Here is a 14,905-nt window from a genome sequence, read left to right as displayed (position 1 = left end):
GATGAATATTCAGCGTATTCACCATGTGGCTTACCGCTGTAATAACGCCAAGGAAACCGTGACCTTTTACCAACAGGTACTGGGCATGGATTTCCAACTGGCCATTGCGGAAAACGAAGTCCCCTCCACCAAAGCGCCGGACCCTTACATGCATGTGTTTATGGACGCGGGTAACGGTAATGTTCTGGCATTTTTTGAAATTCCGAATTCCCCGCCAATGGGCAAAGATCCGAACACCCCGGCCTGGGTACAGCATATTGCCTTTGAAGTGGCAGACATGGATGCCCTGCTGGCGGCAAAACAAAAAGTGCTGGATACCGGGCTGGAGGTTATCGGCCCGGTGGAGCACACCATCTTTAAATCAATTTATTTCTTTGATCCGAACGGCCACCGCCTGGAAATTGCTGCCAATACGGCAAAGCCGGGCATGCTGGAAAAACTGCATGAAGTGGCCCCGGCTATGCTGGAAGAGTGGGATCAGACTAAACGGGCACCAAAACATGCAGCCTGGCTGCATGACGCTTCAGTATCAATGGATTAACAACAGGATAAGCTATGAAACTTGCATCTCTAAAGGGAGGGCGCGACGGTCGTCTGGTGGTGGTTAATACACAGATGGACCGCTGTATCGCCGTACCTGAAATCGCGGTAACCCTGCAGTCAGCACTGGATCACTGGAGCGAGTGTGCGCCGCAATTGGCTCGGGTATTTACCTCATTGGAAAACGGTGACATTCAGGGGGACGTTTTTCAGCCTGAAAACTGTGCATCACCTTTGCCGCGGGCGTTTCACTGGGCCGACGGTTCCGCCTATGTGAACCATGTTGAGCTGGTGCGTAAAGCCCGTAATGCTGAAATTCCTGACAGCTTCTGGGTTGATCCGCTGATGTATCAGGGTGGCTCAGATGCCTTTATCGGCCCGCGGGATGATATCGAAGTAGCGGATGAAGCCTGGGGTATCGATTTCGAGGCGGAAGTGGCGGTGGTGCTGGACGATGTGCCGATGGGTGTTTCGCCGGAAGCGGCTCTGCAGCACATCCAGCTGGTTATGCTGGTGAATGATGTCTCATTGCGGAATCTTATTCCGGGTGAGCTGGCGAAAGGTTTTGGTTTTTATCAGTCCAAACCGTCCAGCGCATTCTCACCGGTGGCGGTCACCCCGGGCATGCTGGGTGATGCGTGGCAGGCGGGCAAACTGCATTTGCCGCTGCGGGCAGTCCTCAACGGTGAGTTAGTGGGTGAACCTAATGCCGGTGTGGATATGACTTTTGATTTTGGCCAGCTGATTGCCCATGCCGCGAAAAGCCGGCCGCTGAGCGCCGGTACCATTATCGGTTCCGGGACGGTATCCAATAATGACCGTTCCAGTGGCTCCTGTTGTCTGGCGGAGGTACGCATGCTGGAAATTATCGCCGCGGGCAAGCCGGTAACTGAATTCATGAAGTTTGGCGACCGTATTCAGATTGACATGCAGGATGCTGCCGGGCATTCCATTTTTGGTGAAATTGATCAGCAGGTGAGCCGTTATGTTAACCCGTAACGGCCCGGAGCAGCCTTTTGCCGGACCTCTGCTGGGGCCTGCGGGAACGGTTGCTGAAGAAGATCCGATCTTCGCTCTGTTACAGGCCTACCGTCAGGATGACCGCACCGGCAAGGTGGATCTGGGTATTGGTGTTTACCGGGATTCGCTGAACCGTTCACCGGTGTTCCGGGCGGTTAAAGCGGCAGAGCAGTGGCGGGTGGATACCGAGGCGGATAAAGCCTATATAGGCCCGCTGGGGGATCAGGCGTTCTGTGAAGCCATTGCAGAGCTGGCGCTGGGGCAGCCGTTAGCGGATCAGCTGAGTACACGGCTGGCCTGTGCCCAGACCCCCGGGGGTGTGGGGGCCCTGCGGCTGGCTTTTGAATTACTGAAGCAGATGAATCCTGACGTTTGCCTGTGGCTGAGTGACAGCACCTGGCAGGTTCACCGTCCCATCGCTGAAGCCAGCGGTACCGGGCAGGGGACTTATGCGTATTATAATCCGCAGCAGGGGCGTCAGGGGTTTGATGTCATGCTGGCATCGCTGCAGGCGGCTAAACCGGGGGATGCGGTATTGCTGCAGGCCAGTTGCCATAATCCCACCGGGCTGGATTTATCCGCTGATGAGTGGCGCGAACTGGCGGTGTTCTGTCAGCAGCGTCAGTTGCTGCCCATCGTAGATATGGCGTATCACGGGCTGGGTAATGGTCTGGAAGCGGATGCAACCGGATTGCGGATTATGGCCCGGGAAATGCCGGAGCTGTTGCTGTGCTATACCTGCTCCAAGAACTTTGGCCTCTACCGTGATCGCACCGGCATGGTGGCGGCACTGGTGCAGAATGAAGCGCTGCGCCAACCGCTGATGCAGCAGTGGATGCAATTGGCGACCCGGCATTATTTTACGCCGCCAGCCCATGGCGCCATGCTGGTACGCCGGATCTTACAGGATGAAGACTTACGGGCAATATGGCAGCAGGAACTGGAGAAAGTAGATACCCGGTTACGCGGCGTGCGGGATGCGTTATACAGCGCCCTGAGTAAGGCAGTGCCACAACGAAACTGGCAATTCCTGCAGGACGGGCAGGGAATGTTTGCACTGTTTCCCCTCTCGGTCCGGGAAATTCAGCATCTGCAACAGGCGTATGGCGTCTATATTGTCAGTAACGGCCGGGTAAATTTATCAGGCTTTAACGACACCAATTTACCGACCATCGTTGCCCATATCGCTGCGACCGTCAGTGCGCTGGCATCCGGCAGTTATCAGGAGCAGGCATGTTAGAGCTTTACAGTTATTTCAGATCTTCCGCCGCATACCGGGTACGCATTGCGCTGGCCCATAAGGAGCTGCAGTGGGCGCAATTGCCGGTTAACCTGTTGCAAAGTGAACAGCAGGGAGCTGAGTTTCTGGAACTTAATCCGCAGGGGCTGGTACCGGCATTGCAAACCGGCCAACACCTGCTGACCCAGTCACTGGCGATTATTGAGTATCTGGAAGATGTCTATCCGCAGGCGGCGCTGTTACCGGTTGATCCGCTGGCAAAAGCCCGGGTTCGCAGTCTGGCGCAGCAAATTGCCGTCGATCTGCACCCGCTGAATAACCTGCGGGTGCTCAAATACCTGCAGAGTGATCTGAATGTGTCCGATGAGGATAAGATGAAGTGGTACCGTCACTGGATAGATGTGGGCTTCAGCGCGCTGGAGAAAAGCCTGCAGGCCGGCGACTGTAACGGTAAATTCTGTTTTGGTGACAATGTGACACTGGTGGACATTTGCCTGATTCCGCAGGTGTATAACGCGAAACGTTTTGAGTGCGATATGAGTGCTTATCCACTGGTTGAATCGGTTTGGAAACACTGTAACCGGCTGCCGGCTTTCAAGCAGGCCCGGCCGGAAGAACAGCCGGACTGCTTTAACTGATTAACATTGTGGTGGCCGTTTGTTTTTTCGATTAACGATAGGAAAAACCGTATCACTTGCAGTGCTAGTGTTTATGTCAGAATAAGTTTTTGTTTTCTAACAGCTCAGGCAAGAGGCGTTGTGCCTGAATACTGTTAAAACAGCCCTCAGGCAGAGGGCTGAATAGCTGAGTTATTTCGGACAAAAATTTATTCAGGCTACAAGCGATTGTGAATTAAATATTCTGGGCAATCATTTCTCCTGATATATAGTCGGCCTGTCGAATCGCCAAAGCAACGATGGTGAGTGTCGGGTTTTCAGCGGCGCCGGTAGTGAACTGACTTCCGTCAGAAATGAATAAGTTATCGATATCGTGTGTTTGGCCCCACTTATTCACAACGCCATCATTAGCATTTGCGCTCATTCGGTTGGTCCCTAAATTATGTGTGCTTGGATATGGAGGGACTTCGATGGTTTTTATTGCTCCAACTGACCGGTATACAGCGCTGCCCTGATTGTAAGCGTGGTCACGCATTGCGATATCATTTGGGTGGTCGGTTACGTGTACGTTAGCTACCGGGAGACCGTACTGATCTTTTTCCTCATGATTAAGAGTTATACGATTACTTGCCTGTGGCATATCCTCCCCAACTATCCACATTCCGGCCATATTTTCGTAACCATCAAGGTTGGCAGTGAATTCTTTCCCCCAGCCTCCGGGATTCAGGAATGAGGCGAGAAAGGGCAATCCAAGCGAGAGTGTTTCCATTTCATAGCCCCCCACAAAGCCCCGGCCAGGGTCATGTTTTGACTCGTCCTGTATTATGCCTGCCATTGTTGTACCGCGGTGCATGTTAACGGGGTTCTCGAATAATCCATATACTGAGCCTGTGACGTGCCGCATATAGTTTTTGCCAACTTCTCCGGAACTGTTGGCTAATCCGTCTTTAAATGCAGAGCTGGCTGAATTTAACAATAAACGGGGGCTTTCAATGGCGTTACCTGCGATGCAGACAATGCGTGCTTTCTGATGGTGTTGCTGACCTTTTGAGTCGGTATAAATGACACCGTCGACTTTGCCAGCCTGATTGTGAGTGATTCTCAGGGCATGTGCTTCGGGCCGAAGCTCAAAGTTGCCGGTACTTTCTGCTTTAGGAATTTCTGTGTATAAGGTTGACCACTTGGCCGCCAGCCGACACCCCTGAAAACAGAAGCCTAGCTGGCGACAGGCGGTCCGGCCGTCCCGGGGGACAGAATTGATTGCCATACGGCCGGTATTAACTTCTTTGTACCCCATACGTCTGGCACCAGCTTCCATGACCCGATAATTATTATTTCCGGGTAACCCCGGGATACCATTCGTGCGGGTTACTCCCATTTTGGTTTCAGCTTTAGCGTAGTACGGTTTGAGATCTTCCAGAGTTATAGGCCAGTCCAGAAGGCTCGCCCCCTTTATATGGCCGTACACTGATCGCGTTTTGAATTCATGCTCCTGAAAACGTAAGCTGGCACCAGCCCAGTGAAGAGTAGAGCCGCCGACAGTTTTACAAATCCAGGCGGGTAAGTTGGGGAAATCTTTTGCTACTTGCCAGCTTCCTGAAGATGTTCGTTTGTCTAGCCAGGCTTCTTTAAAAAACATCTTCCATTCGTCGTTGACGAAATCTGTTCTGAAATCAAGGCGTTTGCCCGCTTCCAGACAAACTACTTTAATTCCTTTCTGGGCTAGCTCGTTACCTAAAGTACCGCCTCCGGCACCTGACCCTATTATAACGGTCACACTCTCGTCATTAAGATTGAATTTTGTCATTGTTATTATCCTTGGCTTTCAGTTAGTGGGCAGCCAGCTGATGTCGTTGAAGCCACGGTCTAAATATCCGCCAAAAGGAAACGAAGGACCCTGATAACCAAAAAGTGGCCAAACTTCGGGATTGTTATATAAGGAAAAAACTACATGGCTTCTTATCGTGTTAAAGAAAGGTGTTCCCTGTATTTTCTCTACTGCCTTTAGTTGTTGTTCTGAACTGAGTTCAGTAAAAGGGGTGTTGAAAGCGGAATCTAACGTCATCACTCCATTGGCTAATAAGTTAAGAAGGCTTTTGTTATTACTGATTTTATTATCCAGAGTATCTATACAGGCATCATAATATTTGTCCGGTATAGTCTGGTGTGGGTAAAGTATCCGACTAAGTTGAGATAGTGATTTTTTGGTATGTTTATCAATTTTATCCGGTGATGTAGCCCAGGCATTTTCTCTGAGAGTGAGTCCTGAAAATAATAATGCAGCAGTACTTGCTACCGTTACTCCGCTGAGTTTAATAAAGTATCTTCGGTTTGAGTTTTTTATTAGCATTTGATACTCCAATATTTTTTAAATTATCTTATGAGTTCAGTAATATCATTACTTGTAGCGTCCCTGTTTTTCGAGAAACTCAATTTTGTAGCCATCGGGATCGGTAAGAAAGAAGAAGCGCGCCATCAGAATATTGTCTACATAGAATTCTTTAACAGCGGCAGGCTCAAATTTATTGGCTGTTAACTGCGCATGTGTGGCGTAAACATCTTCGACGCAGAACGCCAGATGTCCATATCCGGTTCCATGGGTGTAAGGTTCAGGCTGATTATGATTATGGGTTAGTTCCAGTTCGAAATCGTTTTCTTCGTTTCGAAGATAGACCAGCGAAAAGTTTTCAAAGTCGAACTGGTCTGCTATATCCAGGCTAAGAGCCTGTTTATAAAATGATATGGCCCGATTTAAATCGAATACCCGGATCATAGTGTGAATTGCTTTTGCCATTAAAAATTTAACCTTTCTTCGTGTGTCGGAGTACAGGTTAAATCTTTAAAAAGATAAGAGGTGGTACTGGAGTACTACATAAGCTAAGTGAGTCAGGCTGGGGGAGAAAACTGTTCGCTAACTGTTTTCATTACCGATTCCAGTTGTTCCATGTAGAGAACGCACGCGCAACGAAGCAATGAAGCAAAGTTCGGGACATCTTTATTAACCGTTAATGCTTCATCGTATATACAGGATAAGAACTGTGGTGTGCTCATCGTCTGTTCATGAGCTATTTTATCGAGTATTAGCCAGAATTTTGCTTCCAGCTTTACACTTGTTGAGTGACCGTCAAGGCGAATTGAACGGGTTATGAAGCGATAACTTTCAGGGTTTTGTCCTGCAAAAATGTGGCACATTAATAAAGTCCATTTTAAACATTTTTATATTTTTATAGTAACTTTAAGGTAACTTATAATTAATTTAGTCCTAAATCAAAAATATCAGCAGAAGGAAAAAAGGTGCTTGCAGGTTTTTATTAGCTGACGCTGGTTTTTAAACTTAATAGCTAAGAGCCCGCTGTCAGGTCAGGCTCTCAGTTATTTATATTAATTAACAGCAGGTACCGCTGGCGCAGGCGTTATCGGCGCTGTTGTTGCCCGGCTGGCACTTGCCCTGATTGCCCAGCCAGGTCTGGTCTGACAGGTAGAAGTCTGTGAATGCGGTTTCAAAGTCTTCTGCGACAGAGGCTTCCGCCAGCCCGGTTTTCATAACGGCTGTCTGCCACGCCTGTACCTTCGGGTAGCCGCTCAGCAGGTCATAGCCAGTATGTTCCCGGATAATGTCTGCCCGGTGCAGCAGGGGCAGCCAGGCAATGTCGACATTGCTCAGCCGGTCCCCTTTAAAGAAAGCACCGCTCCCCAGTTGCTTTTCTGCCTTGGCAAACGCCTTACCCAGCTTTTCAGTCCGCTCAGTCAGGGTGTCTTTATCACCGCTGCGCATGGTGCTGCACTGAACCAGATAGTGCTTGCTGGCCTGATAGCTCCAGGCACGGTCGAAGGCCCGCTCTTCCGGTGTCAGGCCAGCTTCCACCGGGGCAGAGATTTCGTCGATGTATTCGATGATCGCATCGGACTCAAACAGTGCCTTGCCTGATTCGGTAATCAGCATCGGTACCTGGCCGGTGGGTGAGATATCCAGAAACCATTGTGGTTTGTCTTTCAGGCTGATGTATTCCAGTTCATAAGGCATGTCTTTCGCCTCCAGTAAACCGGTGACGCGCTGAACGAACGGGCAGATTTTGAAGCTGACAATTTTGATCATGTGAATGTTTCCGTCTTGAATGAGTTTGCCTGTTAAGACGGAAGGGTTGTTGAAAAGACGATACGGCCTGAAAAAAACTCAACATTTTCTGCAGTGAGAGCCCTTCGGGGTGTATTCCATGATATTGCCCTGATGGTCCAGATTCAGGTGACAGCACTCTTCGAATAAGCCCCTGAGCAGGTTGCGGGATTTCTGCACCCGGGATTTCAGGGTGGAATAGGCAATGCCCTCTCTGGCGGCATAATCTTTCTGGGATTCACCCTGTATATCAATGGCCAGCAGCAAACGGGCGTTGTCTTCGGGCAGGGCCTTAATGAAAGGTTCAACGCAGTCTGCCATGGAAGGCTGGTCCGGGTGACTGTCTTCCGTTTCCCAGAGGTTTTCCAGATCGGGATGCTCTGCGTTGAATTCTTTACGGTTGCCTTTGCGGCGGTAGAAATCAATCAGGCTGCGGTTGGCGATCTGAAACAGCCAGGCTTTGATGCTGCTCTGTGACTGCAGTGAACTGAGGTTGCGGTAGCTCTTGATGAGAATATCCTGCAGCAGGTCATCGGCGTCTGCCGGATCATTAATCCGTGAATAAAGGAAGGCTTTCAGGCTGGCCTGATACTGGTTCCAGACGGTTTCTATATTCATACACAATTCCTGAGTGTGGGCTGCCGGGTGACACGGCAGCCTGATGCAATTTTCAGACTGACTATGTAGAGACGAAGGGTTTGCTGAAAAGACGATGATTTGAGAAAAACTTTGTTATAAAAAATACTAAACCTTTATTTTCAGCAAGATGTACCAAAAAGTACCCGGGTACTGAACAGTGCATACTTATCGTCGGCGCCGATAATGTTTAGGATAGCGGCAGATATGACTTGAGGATATATACATGCAGTTGAATGCCGATTTTACTCAGCCTGCCAGCGCCAGACCGGAAGACACGGACTGGATTGCATCACCGATGCCGGGGGTGGACCGCTGTATGCTGGACCGTCTGGGCCATGACGGTGCCCGGGCCACATCCATTGTTCGCTATGCGCCGGGCAGTGCGTTTTCAACCCATATCCATCACGGCGGCGAAGAATTTCTGGTGCTTGAAGGTGTGTTTCAGGACGAGCACGGTGATTATCCGCCCGGTACCTATGTACGCAACCCGCCAACCTCACAGCATACGCCGGGGGCGGCTGAAGGCTGTGTGATTTTTGTGAAGCTGGGGCAGTTTTCCCTGTCTGACCGGACATTTGCGCGTATCAGTACCGATAAAATTGGTGCCTTGCCGGATCCGCAGCGACAGGGCGTGACGGTGACCCCCTTATATAAAGACAGCCGTGAAACTGTACAGATGGAGTTCTGCGAATCGGGAACGGGTTTTGAGCTGGTGGCCGCAGGCGGTGTGGAAGTGCTGGTGGTGGAAGGTGATCTGACCTGTGAGACTGCCGGCGATGATTGTCATGGCCGTTATGGCCGCCACGGCTGGATACGGTTACCGGCCGGTCAGACGGCCCAGCTGACCGCCGGTGAGCAGGGGGCGAAACTCTGGGTTAAACGTGGTCATCTGACGGCAGCGGTTTTGCAGGATTCTGCTTTTACCCACCTGGAAGCCACCCGGAAAGCGGACCGGTGATTCAAACCGATATTGCCATCATTGGCGGTGGTATCAGTGGCTTGTATCTGGCGGCTGAACTGCAGGCTGCAGGGGCGGATTTCCGGGTATTCGAAGCCCGTGAACGCGTTGGCGGCCGGATTCTGTGTACCGGTGAGGCCGATTGTTTGCAGGGATACGACCTTGGCCCTTCATGGTTCTGGCCGGGTCAGCCACGAATGGCGGCGCTGCTCCGTGCCGCCGGTCTGAATGCTTATCCCCAGTACAGCCGGGGAGATCTGGTTTATGAAGAGATGCCAGGAGACGTCCGTCAGCTGAATTTTTCCACCATGGAAGGGGCCTTACGGGTAGAAAACGGAATGGGGTCGCTGATCCGTTATTTAAGTAGCCGGTCTGATACCCACAGGTTAACGTCCGCCACTGCCCTGAGTAAGGTTCGTCACCTGCCCGGTGAAGCGTATTGCTGGCAACTGACGCTGAACCGTGCCGGCGAGCAACAGTTGTTAAAAGCGAAAGCGGTGGTGCTGGCGGTTTCGCCCCGGGTAATTGCCAAAACCGTGCAGTTTGAGCCGCCGCTTGCGGCGCATGCTCTGCAAAGTTTGCAGGCAATTCCCACCTGGATGGGGCGTTTTACTAAGGTAATTGCTGAATATGAAACGCCGTTCTGGCGGGAGATGAACCTGTCCGGAGACGCAATCAGCCGGGCCGGACCATTACAGGAAATTCATGATGCCTCATTACCGGGCGCATCGGCGGGGGCGTTATTCGGTTTTCTTCAGCAACTGCCCCGTGACACTGAAAGTGAAGCACTGCAGCAGCAGGTGACCGGGCAATTAGTTAGGTTGTTTGGCCGGCAGGCGGCGAATCCTCTCAGCATCAGCTTCAGGGACTGGTCAGCACAACCGTATACCGCTACTGCTGAAGACTGGGCAGAAAGCCTGAGTGGCCATCCACAATACGGCTTGCCGGACAGCCTGAAAAGACTGTCCTCGCAGGGGCTGCTGTTCACCGCGACGGAGATGGCGCATCAGTCAGGCGGCTTGCTGGAAGGGGCGCTGGAGGCAGCTGATGCTGGACTGACGCACCTCAGAGCGCTGGGGCTGGTTAACTAAGTTATCGATTTTACTGGTGTTTTTGGGGAGCAGACCTAGCTGGGCTCTCTGCAGGAAGGAAGTTGATGGGCTACTGTGTAGAGCAGGACATCGTTGTGATGAATGCAGGCTACACGGAGCGCGTATATGAATGCAGACTTTCTGATGATTTTACTCGTGATTGCGATGGGGGCGGGGTTTGTTCTGGCTATCTTTAACCGCGGCCGCTCTGTTGGCAGGATCACCAACGCGGAGCACGAATATTTTACCCGCCTGTTTCTTCTGCCTCAGGGGGAACACACCCGCTGGGAAGCGGAGCAGGATGTGGTGTCCGGTCTGGCTGATGGTGTGGTCAGTGTGGTGGCGGAGGATAATTACCAGCTGATCCCGGATGCCTATCCGTCTGCCGCTGAAATTGCATTCAGTAAACGCTTTCTCGGCAATCTGAGTCTGTTACTGCCTTATGCGCAGGAAGGTGTCGCCCAGGGATGGCAGACCTGGTTTCAGGAAACGCTGCCGGATGACTGGCAGCGGTACTTTATTGTCGATGGTTTTACCGTGCCGGTTGAAGGGGATATCGACAAACCCTGGGAAATTACGCTCTACTGCGAACGTGCCGAGCAGTATTTCAGTGTATCGGTACGGGATGGCCGTTCAAAATTATTCAGCATTGATGGTTGAAAGGCTGTTAATCATGCTCCAGCCGTTTGCCCAGGCTGATAACCGGATCTTGCAGATAGCCGATGGCACGGTAAAACGCGATAACGTCACGGTTAGTGTCCCTGATCTGCAGGTTGATTTTTGGACAGCCAAGCTGCATTAGCCGGTCTTCAGCGTCCTGCATTAATTGTCGGGCGTATCCCCTGCGCTGCTGGGAAGGGTGCACCGCCAGATAGTTTATCCAGCCACGGTGGCCCTCATAGCCCGCCATAATGCTGGCAATAATATTGCCCTCAGGGTCGCAGCCAACCAGAAACAGTTCAGGCTGTATGCTGAGCTTGCGAAGGATATCTTTACCCGGATTGTTCTGGGGCTTCACCAGACCACAGTCGGTCCACAGCTGAATCACTGACAGCTGATCAGATGTGCGGAAAGTTCGGATGTTCATGGATTCTCTCAACTTCTTCCTTTAAGCCGAATGACGGTCAGTGACTCAGAAATCACGCTGCATGGGCTGGGAAATAATGCCTGCACTTTCTTCTAACTGCCCCGAGATATGAAAGCCATAGTGTTCGTAAGCCGGTATGGACGGAACCGATGCCCTGACGGTGACGGTATCCGCTTCACGGTGATCGAGTAACGCTTTGATCAGTGCCTTGCCGATTCCCCGGCGCTGAAACTGAGGTTCAACAAAGAGCAGACCAATATGCCGGCCTGCCCGGATGGCACCCAGACCGATAACCTGATGTTCTTCTTCTGCCACCAGTACTAACGCACCGTCTTGCTGATATTGCCGCAGTGAGTCTGCCGATACGATGTCCCTGAAGCTTTCAATTCCATGGCGGGGCAGGGTATGGGCAACCGTGTCAAAAAAAGCCGCCATAATCAGCTCGGATGCATAGTTTACTTCACTGATGTGCATAGGCCGTATGTTCATAACAGGATTTCTCAGGGGTAATCGCTAATCAGTTAACTTCAGTATCGCTGAGCGGACATGATCAGGCAATGTCAGACAGGCAGCGGCGATCAGGGATAAAGTTATAATCCCGAATATCGGTATTTGCATTGTAAATGTATTCATTAAAACTATTAACTTCTGTTATGTCATTCCCGCGCATAGTCTTGACGCAGTAACGAATAGTTACTCTTTAATTTTTCAGAACAAACCTGTGTACAGGTAATGACATAAGAATAAGAGGACTTAAGCATGCAGATGCCGCATACATTGCCAATTCCAAATGGTGACAAGGTTCGGCCAACCTTTTCTATGGAAGAAATGAACGCCCGCTTGCAGAAACTGCGTCAGCATATGGCAGCAAATGACATTGATGCTGTGTTGTTTACTTCATATCACAATATTAATTATTACAGCGATTTCGTTTACTGCCGTTTTGGCCGCGATTATGGTCTGGTTGTAACGCAGGACGATTTTACGACCGTGACGGCCAATATTGATGCCGGGCAGCCTTACCGCCGTAACTTACTGGGTGAGAACGTTGTTTATACCGACTGGCATAAAGATAACTTCTTCTATGCCGTTAAGCAGCTGATTAAAGACGGCGGTAAAGTCGGTATCGAATATGATCATATGCCACTGCAGAATCTGGAGAAGATGAAAGCCATTCTGCCGGAAGCATCGTTTGTGGATATCGGTGTGCCGACGATGGAGATGCGGCTGATTAAATCCCCGGAGGAAATTGCGCTGATCAAACAGGGCGCCCGGGTTGCTGATGTGGGTGGTGCTGCGATCCGTGATGCGATTGCAGTCGGCGTGCCTGAATATGAAATCGCGCTGGCAGGTGTGCAGGCGATGGTGCGTGAAATTGCCGGTACTTATCCTCATGGTGAATTAATGGATACCTGGGTGTGGTTCCAGTCCGGCATTAACACTGACGGTGCGCATAACCCGGTTACCAGCCGTAAAGTAGAAGCCGGCGACATTCTCAGCCTGAATACCTTCCCGATGATCGCCGGTTACTACACCGCGCTTGAGCGTACTCTGTTCGCTGAATATGCGTCGGACCGTCATCTGGAACTGTGGGAAATTAACTGTAAGGTTCACCGCCGCGGCCTTGAGCTGATCAAGCCTGGCGCCCGTTGCTGCGATATCGTTGCGGAGCTGAATGAAATCTTCCTGGAACATGATGTACTGCAGTACCGTTCATTCGGCTATGGACACTCCTTCGGTACTCTGAGCCATTACTATGGCCGGGAAGCCGGTCTGGAACTGCGTGAAGATGTGGACACTGTTCTGGAGCCTGGCATGGTCGTTTCAATGGAACCTATGCTGATGCTGCCGGAAGGCCTGGCCGGTGCCGGTGGCTACCGCGAACACGATATTCTGGTTGTGGGGGAAACGGCTGCTGAAAATATTACCCGCTTCCCGTTTGGTCCTGAACATAACATTATTAAAGGTTAATGAACGCACCTTGCGGTTCTGACCTGTTCTAAACCTCTCAGGTCGTGGTGTCTGTTCACTGCGACCTGATTCATTTCTTCCAACTTTCTTTACTGAGCGCATCGCGCTTTCCGGCCGTTCCTGCGCCAGTAAACATCTCCTGCCGTGTGTCTCTGAGACATGTTTTCGTGTGTGGATGTCGTTTTTGGTGTGCTTTTCAGTCCGCGTATCTCCGATTCTGCTCTGTCTTTAAATGTGCAGGTTTTTGCCTGTCTCTGAATGTCTGTGTGTATTCTAATCTTTTGTTTATAAAGAATTTAATTTTAATCTTTGTTTAATTTACAGCATTTTTTATAGCTGAAAAATGTCATTTGCAACATAAATGAAGGCATTGAAAGTATTGATTTTAATTATATGGCGGGGCGGTTTAGTCTGTTTACGACAGTTTGTTTTGGGGGCTTTCAGATGGCCCTGTAACGGCATTGGTTGTTACAGAGCGTTACAGGAGTGCTGTCTTAAGCCAGGCAAATGATCACTGTACGACGAATAAAAATAATACAGGAGGTCTCATGACCCGTTTTAAGAAAAAGGTATCTAAAGCGATTGCCGCGGTGGTAACTGCCGGCGCGCTGATCGGTGGTGTAGCAACGGCGGCACAGGCCGCCGGTAATGGTCATATTCTGGCGCATGTTATGCCAACTGATCATATTTTTAACAGTGTCTCTGAGCAGTTCATCAGTAAACTGGATGAGTTGTCAGGCGGGACTGTAAAAATTGAATATCATCCCGGTGGCGATCTGGGAGACTGGGCAACAATTACCGAGCAGGTTATGCAGGGCGCATTACCGATGACGATGGCATGGTCTAATTCTGAGTTAGATCCCCGTCTGGATATTGCCAACCTGGGCTATGTGGCTGAAGACTGGCCGGGCGCCATTAAAGTTTATGGCCCGGGCAGTAAAATGGATAAGCTGTTTGGCGAAATTTATGATGGCCTGAATGTTGAACTGCTGGGCACTTTACCGACGGACTTTACCGGTTATGTGGTCCGTAAAGGTGTAGAAGTACCGATAAAAATTCCGCAAGACTCCAAAGGATTCAAGATCCGCGTGCCTAACTACCCGATGGCGATTGACCGCTACAGCGCGTTAGGTTTCTCCGTTGTTCCGATGGCTTTCTCTGAAGTTCATACCGCGTTACAGACCGGTGCTATTGATGGCCGGGCTTTCTCTCCTCCGTATGAAGTACTGCTGTTCAAAGATGTACTGCGTGCGTTTGTGTACACCCGTGAATCCTTTGAGCCAACTTTCTGGATTGCCAGTAAAAGCTGGCTGGCCAGCTTAAGTGATCAGGAGCGTGCCTGGGTCCGTGAAGCCGCTGACTATGCCACTGGCTGGGCCTGGAATAATGCTGAGGAATTCAGCCAGGGCTGGCTGGATAAGATCCGTGCAGCGGGGATTGAAGTTCTCGAGCAGGATCCCGCTCAGGCAGCTGCATATAAGGCGACCGTTGAGAAAGTTGAATGGCCGATTATGGAAGGTCTGCTGGGTAAAAAGGTAATGGATGATCTGCGCCAGACGGCAGGTCTGTAAATAGTCTGAGTGTTCAGAAGCAGCCTTTGGGCTGTTTCGGTAACCGGTATGCCTTTG

General features: G+C 50.7%; 17 protein-coding genes. 9 read left to right on the top strand and 8 right to left on the bottom strand.

The genetic code is table 11. From position 1 onward, the window contains the following. The first annotated feature begins 1 nt into the window (after position 1). The 4 genes from PCI15_RS18045 to maiA are packed head-to-tail and all read left to right on the top strand — an operon-like array spanning position 2 to position 3,438. Entirely contained in the window at positions 2-541 is a 540-nt protein-coding gene (locus PCI15_RS18045; RefSeq protein ID WP_271271316.1) for a VOC family protein, read from the top strand. Between the two features lie 14 nt (positions 542-555). Further along, positions 556-1,539 carry a fumarylacetoacetate hydrolase family protein gene (locus tag PCI15_RS18040; protein ID WP_271271315.1) on the top strand — a complete coding sequence of 328 codons (984 nt, stop codon included), beginning with the start codon at positions 556-558 and terminating at the stop codon, positions 1,537-1,539. Then, entirely contained in the window at positions 1,526-2,800 is a 1,275-nt protein-coding gene (locus PCI15_RS18035; protein ID WP_271271314.1) for an amino acid aminotransferase, read from the top strand. The genes PCI15_RS18040 and PCI15_RS18035 overlap by 14 nt, the downstream gene beginning before the upstream one ends. Continuing rightward, entirely contained in the window at positions 2,794-3,438 is a 645-nt protein-coding gene (gene maiA, locus PCI15_RS18030; RefSeq protein WP_271271313.1) for a maleylacetoacetate isomerase, read from the top strand. Before PCI15_RS18035 ends, maiA begins: the two co-directional genes overlap by 7 nt. A gap of 214 nt (positions 3,439-3,652) precedes the next feature. Here maiA and PCI15_RS18025 read toward each other — a convergent pair whose 3' ends face one another. The 6 genes from PCI15_RS18025 to sigZ form a co-directional block, all read right to left on the bottom strand. Then, on the bottom strand, positions 3,653-5,224 hold the full coding sequence (locus PCI15_RS18025; RefSeq protein ID WP_271271312.1) for a GMC family oxidoreductase: 1,572 nt from the start codon (positions 5,222-5,224) through the stop codon (positions 3,653-3,655). 18 nt (positions 5,225-5,242) lie between these two features. Continuing rightward, entirely contained in the window at positions 5,243-5,767 is a 525-nt protein-coding gene (locus tag PCI15_RS18020; protein WP_271271311.1) for a gluconate 2-dehydrogenase subunit 3 family protein, read from the bottom strand. Between the two features lie 48 nt (positions 5,768-5,815). Beyond that, positions 5,816-6,211 (bottom strand): VOC family protein, encoded by a 396-nt coding sequence (locus tag PCI15_RS18015; protein WP_271271310.1) that lies wholly within the window; start codon positions 6,209-6,211, stop codon positions 5,816-5,818. 92 nt (positions 6,212-6,303) lie between these two features. Continuing rightward, entirely contained in the window at positions 6,304-6,609 is a 306-nt protein-coding gene (locus PCI15_RS23765; RefSeq protein WP_376787824.1) for a ribbon-helix-helix domain-containing protein, read from the bottom strand. A 193-nt stretch (positions 6,610-6,802) separates the two neighbouring features. Next, positions 6,803-7,513, bottom strand: coding sequence for a glutathione S-transferase family protein (locus PCI15_RS18010; RefSeq protein WP_271271309.1), 711 nt, complete (start codon positions 7,511-7,513; stop codon positions 6,803-6,805). Between the two features lie 78 nt (positions 7,514-7,591). After that, positions 7,592-8,149, bottom strand: a complete 558-nt coding sequence (gene sigZ, locus PCI15_RS18005; protein ID WP_271271308.1) for an RNA polymerase sigma factor SigZ — start codon at positions 8,147-8,149, stop codon at positions 7,592-7,594. Between the two features lie 244 nt (positions 8,150-8,393). On the opposite strand from sigZ, the gene PCI15_RS18000 reads away from it, so the two are divergent. The 3 genes from PCI15_RS18000 (at position 8,394) to PCI15_RS17990 (ending at position 10,879) form a co-directional block, all read left to right on the top strand. Further along, positions 8,394-9,128: a cupin domain-containing protein gene (locus PCI15_RS18000; RefSeq protein WP_271271307.1), complete on the top strand. Its 735-nt coding sequence runs from the start codon at positions 8,394-8,396 to the stop codon at positions 9,126-9,128. Further along, positions 9,125-10,219: a flavin monoamine oxidase family protein gene (locus PCI15_RS17995; RefSeq protein WP_271271306.1), complete on the top strand. Its 1,095-nt coding sequence runs from the start codon at positions 9,125-9,127 to the stop codon at positions 10,217-10,219. Before PCI15_RS18000 ends, PCI15_RS17995 begins: the two co-directional genes overlap by 4 nt. A 126-nt stretch (positions 10,220-10,345) precedes the next feature. After that, a complete protein-coding gene (locus PCI15_RS17990) occupies positions 10,346-10,879 on the top strand; it encodes a hypothetical protein (protein ID WP_271271305.1) in 534 nt (177 codons plus the stop codon). 7 nt (positions 10,880-10,886) lie between these two features. Here the strand turns inward: PCI15_RS17990 and PCI15_RS17985 are convergent, their stop codons facing one another. Continuing rightward, entirely contained in the window at positions 10,887-11,306 is a 420-nt protein-coding gene (locus tag PCI15_RS17985) for a GNAT family acetyltransferase (RefSeq protein WP_271271304.1), read from the bottom strand. A gap of 45 nt (positions 11,307-11,351) precedes the next feature. Next, positions 11,352-11,795: a GNAT family N-acetyltransferase gene (locus tag PCI15_RS17980; protein WP_271271303.1), complete on the bottom strand. Its 444-nt coding sequence runs from the start codon at positions 11,793-11,795 to the stop codon at positions 11,352-11,354. 270 nt (positions 11,796-12,065) lie between these two features. Here PCI15_RS17980 and PCI15_RS17975 point away from each other — a divergent pair, with 270 nt between their 5' ends. Both PCI15_RS17975 and dctP read left to right on the top strand, forming a co-directional pair. Next, positions 12,066-13,277 carry a M24 family metallopeptidase gene (locus PCI15_RS17975; RefSeq protein WP_271271302.1) on the top strand — a complete coding sequence of 404 codons (1,212 nt, stop codon included), beginning with the start codon at positions 12,066-12,068 and terminating at the stop codon, positions 13,275-13,277. A gap of 548 nt (positions 13,278-13,825) precedes the next feature. After that, the gene (gene dctP / locus PCI15_RS17970) at positions 13,826-14,848 is read left to right on the top strand and encodes a TRAP transporter substrate-binding protein DctP (protein WP_271271301.1); all 1,023 of its coding nucleotides are present in this window, start codon (positions 13,826-13,828) and stop codon (positions 14,846-14,848) included. The last annotated feature ends 57 nt before the right edge of the window (positions 14,849-14,905 follow it).

It is taken from the genome of Aliamphritea hakodatensis (assembly GCF_024347195.1).
GTDB classification, from domain to species: Bacteria; Pseudomonadota; Gammaproteobacteria; order Pseudomonadales; family Balneatricaceae; genus Amphritea; species Amphritea hakodatensis.
This window is presented reverse-complemented; position numbering and strand designations above follow the sequence as displayed.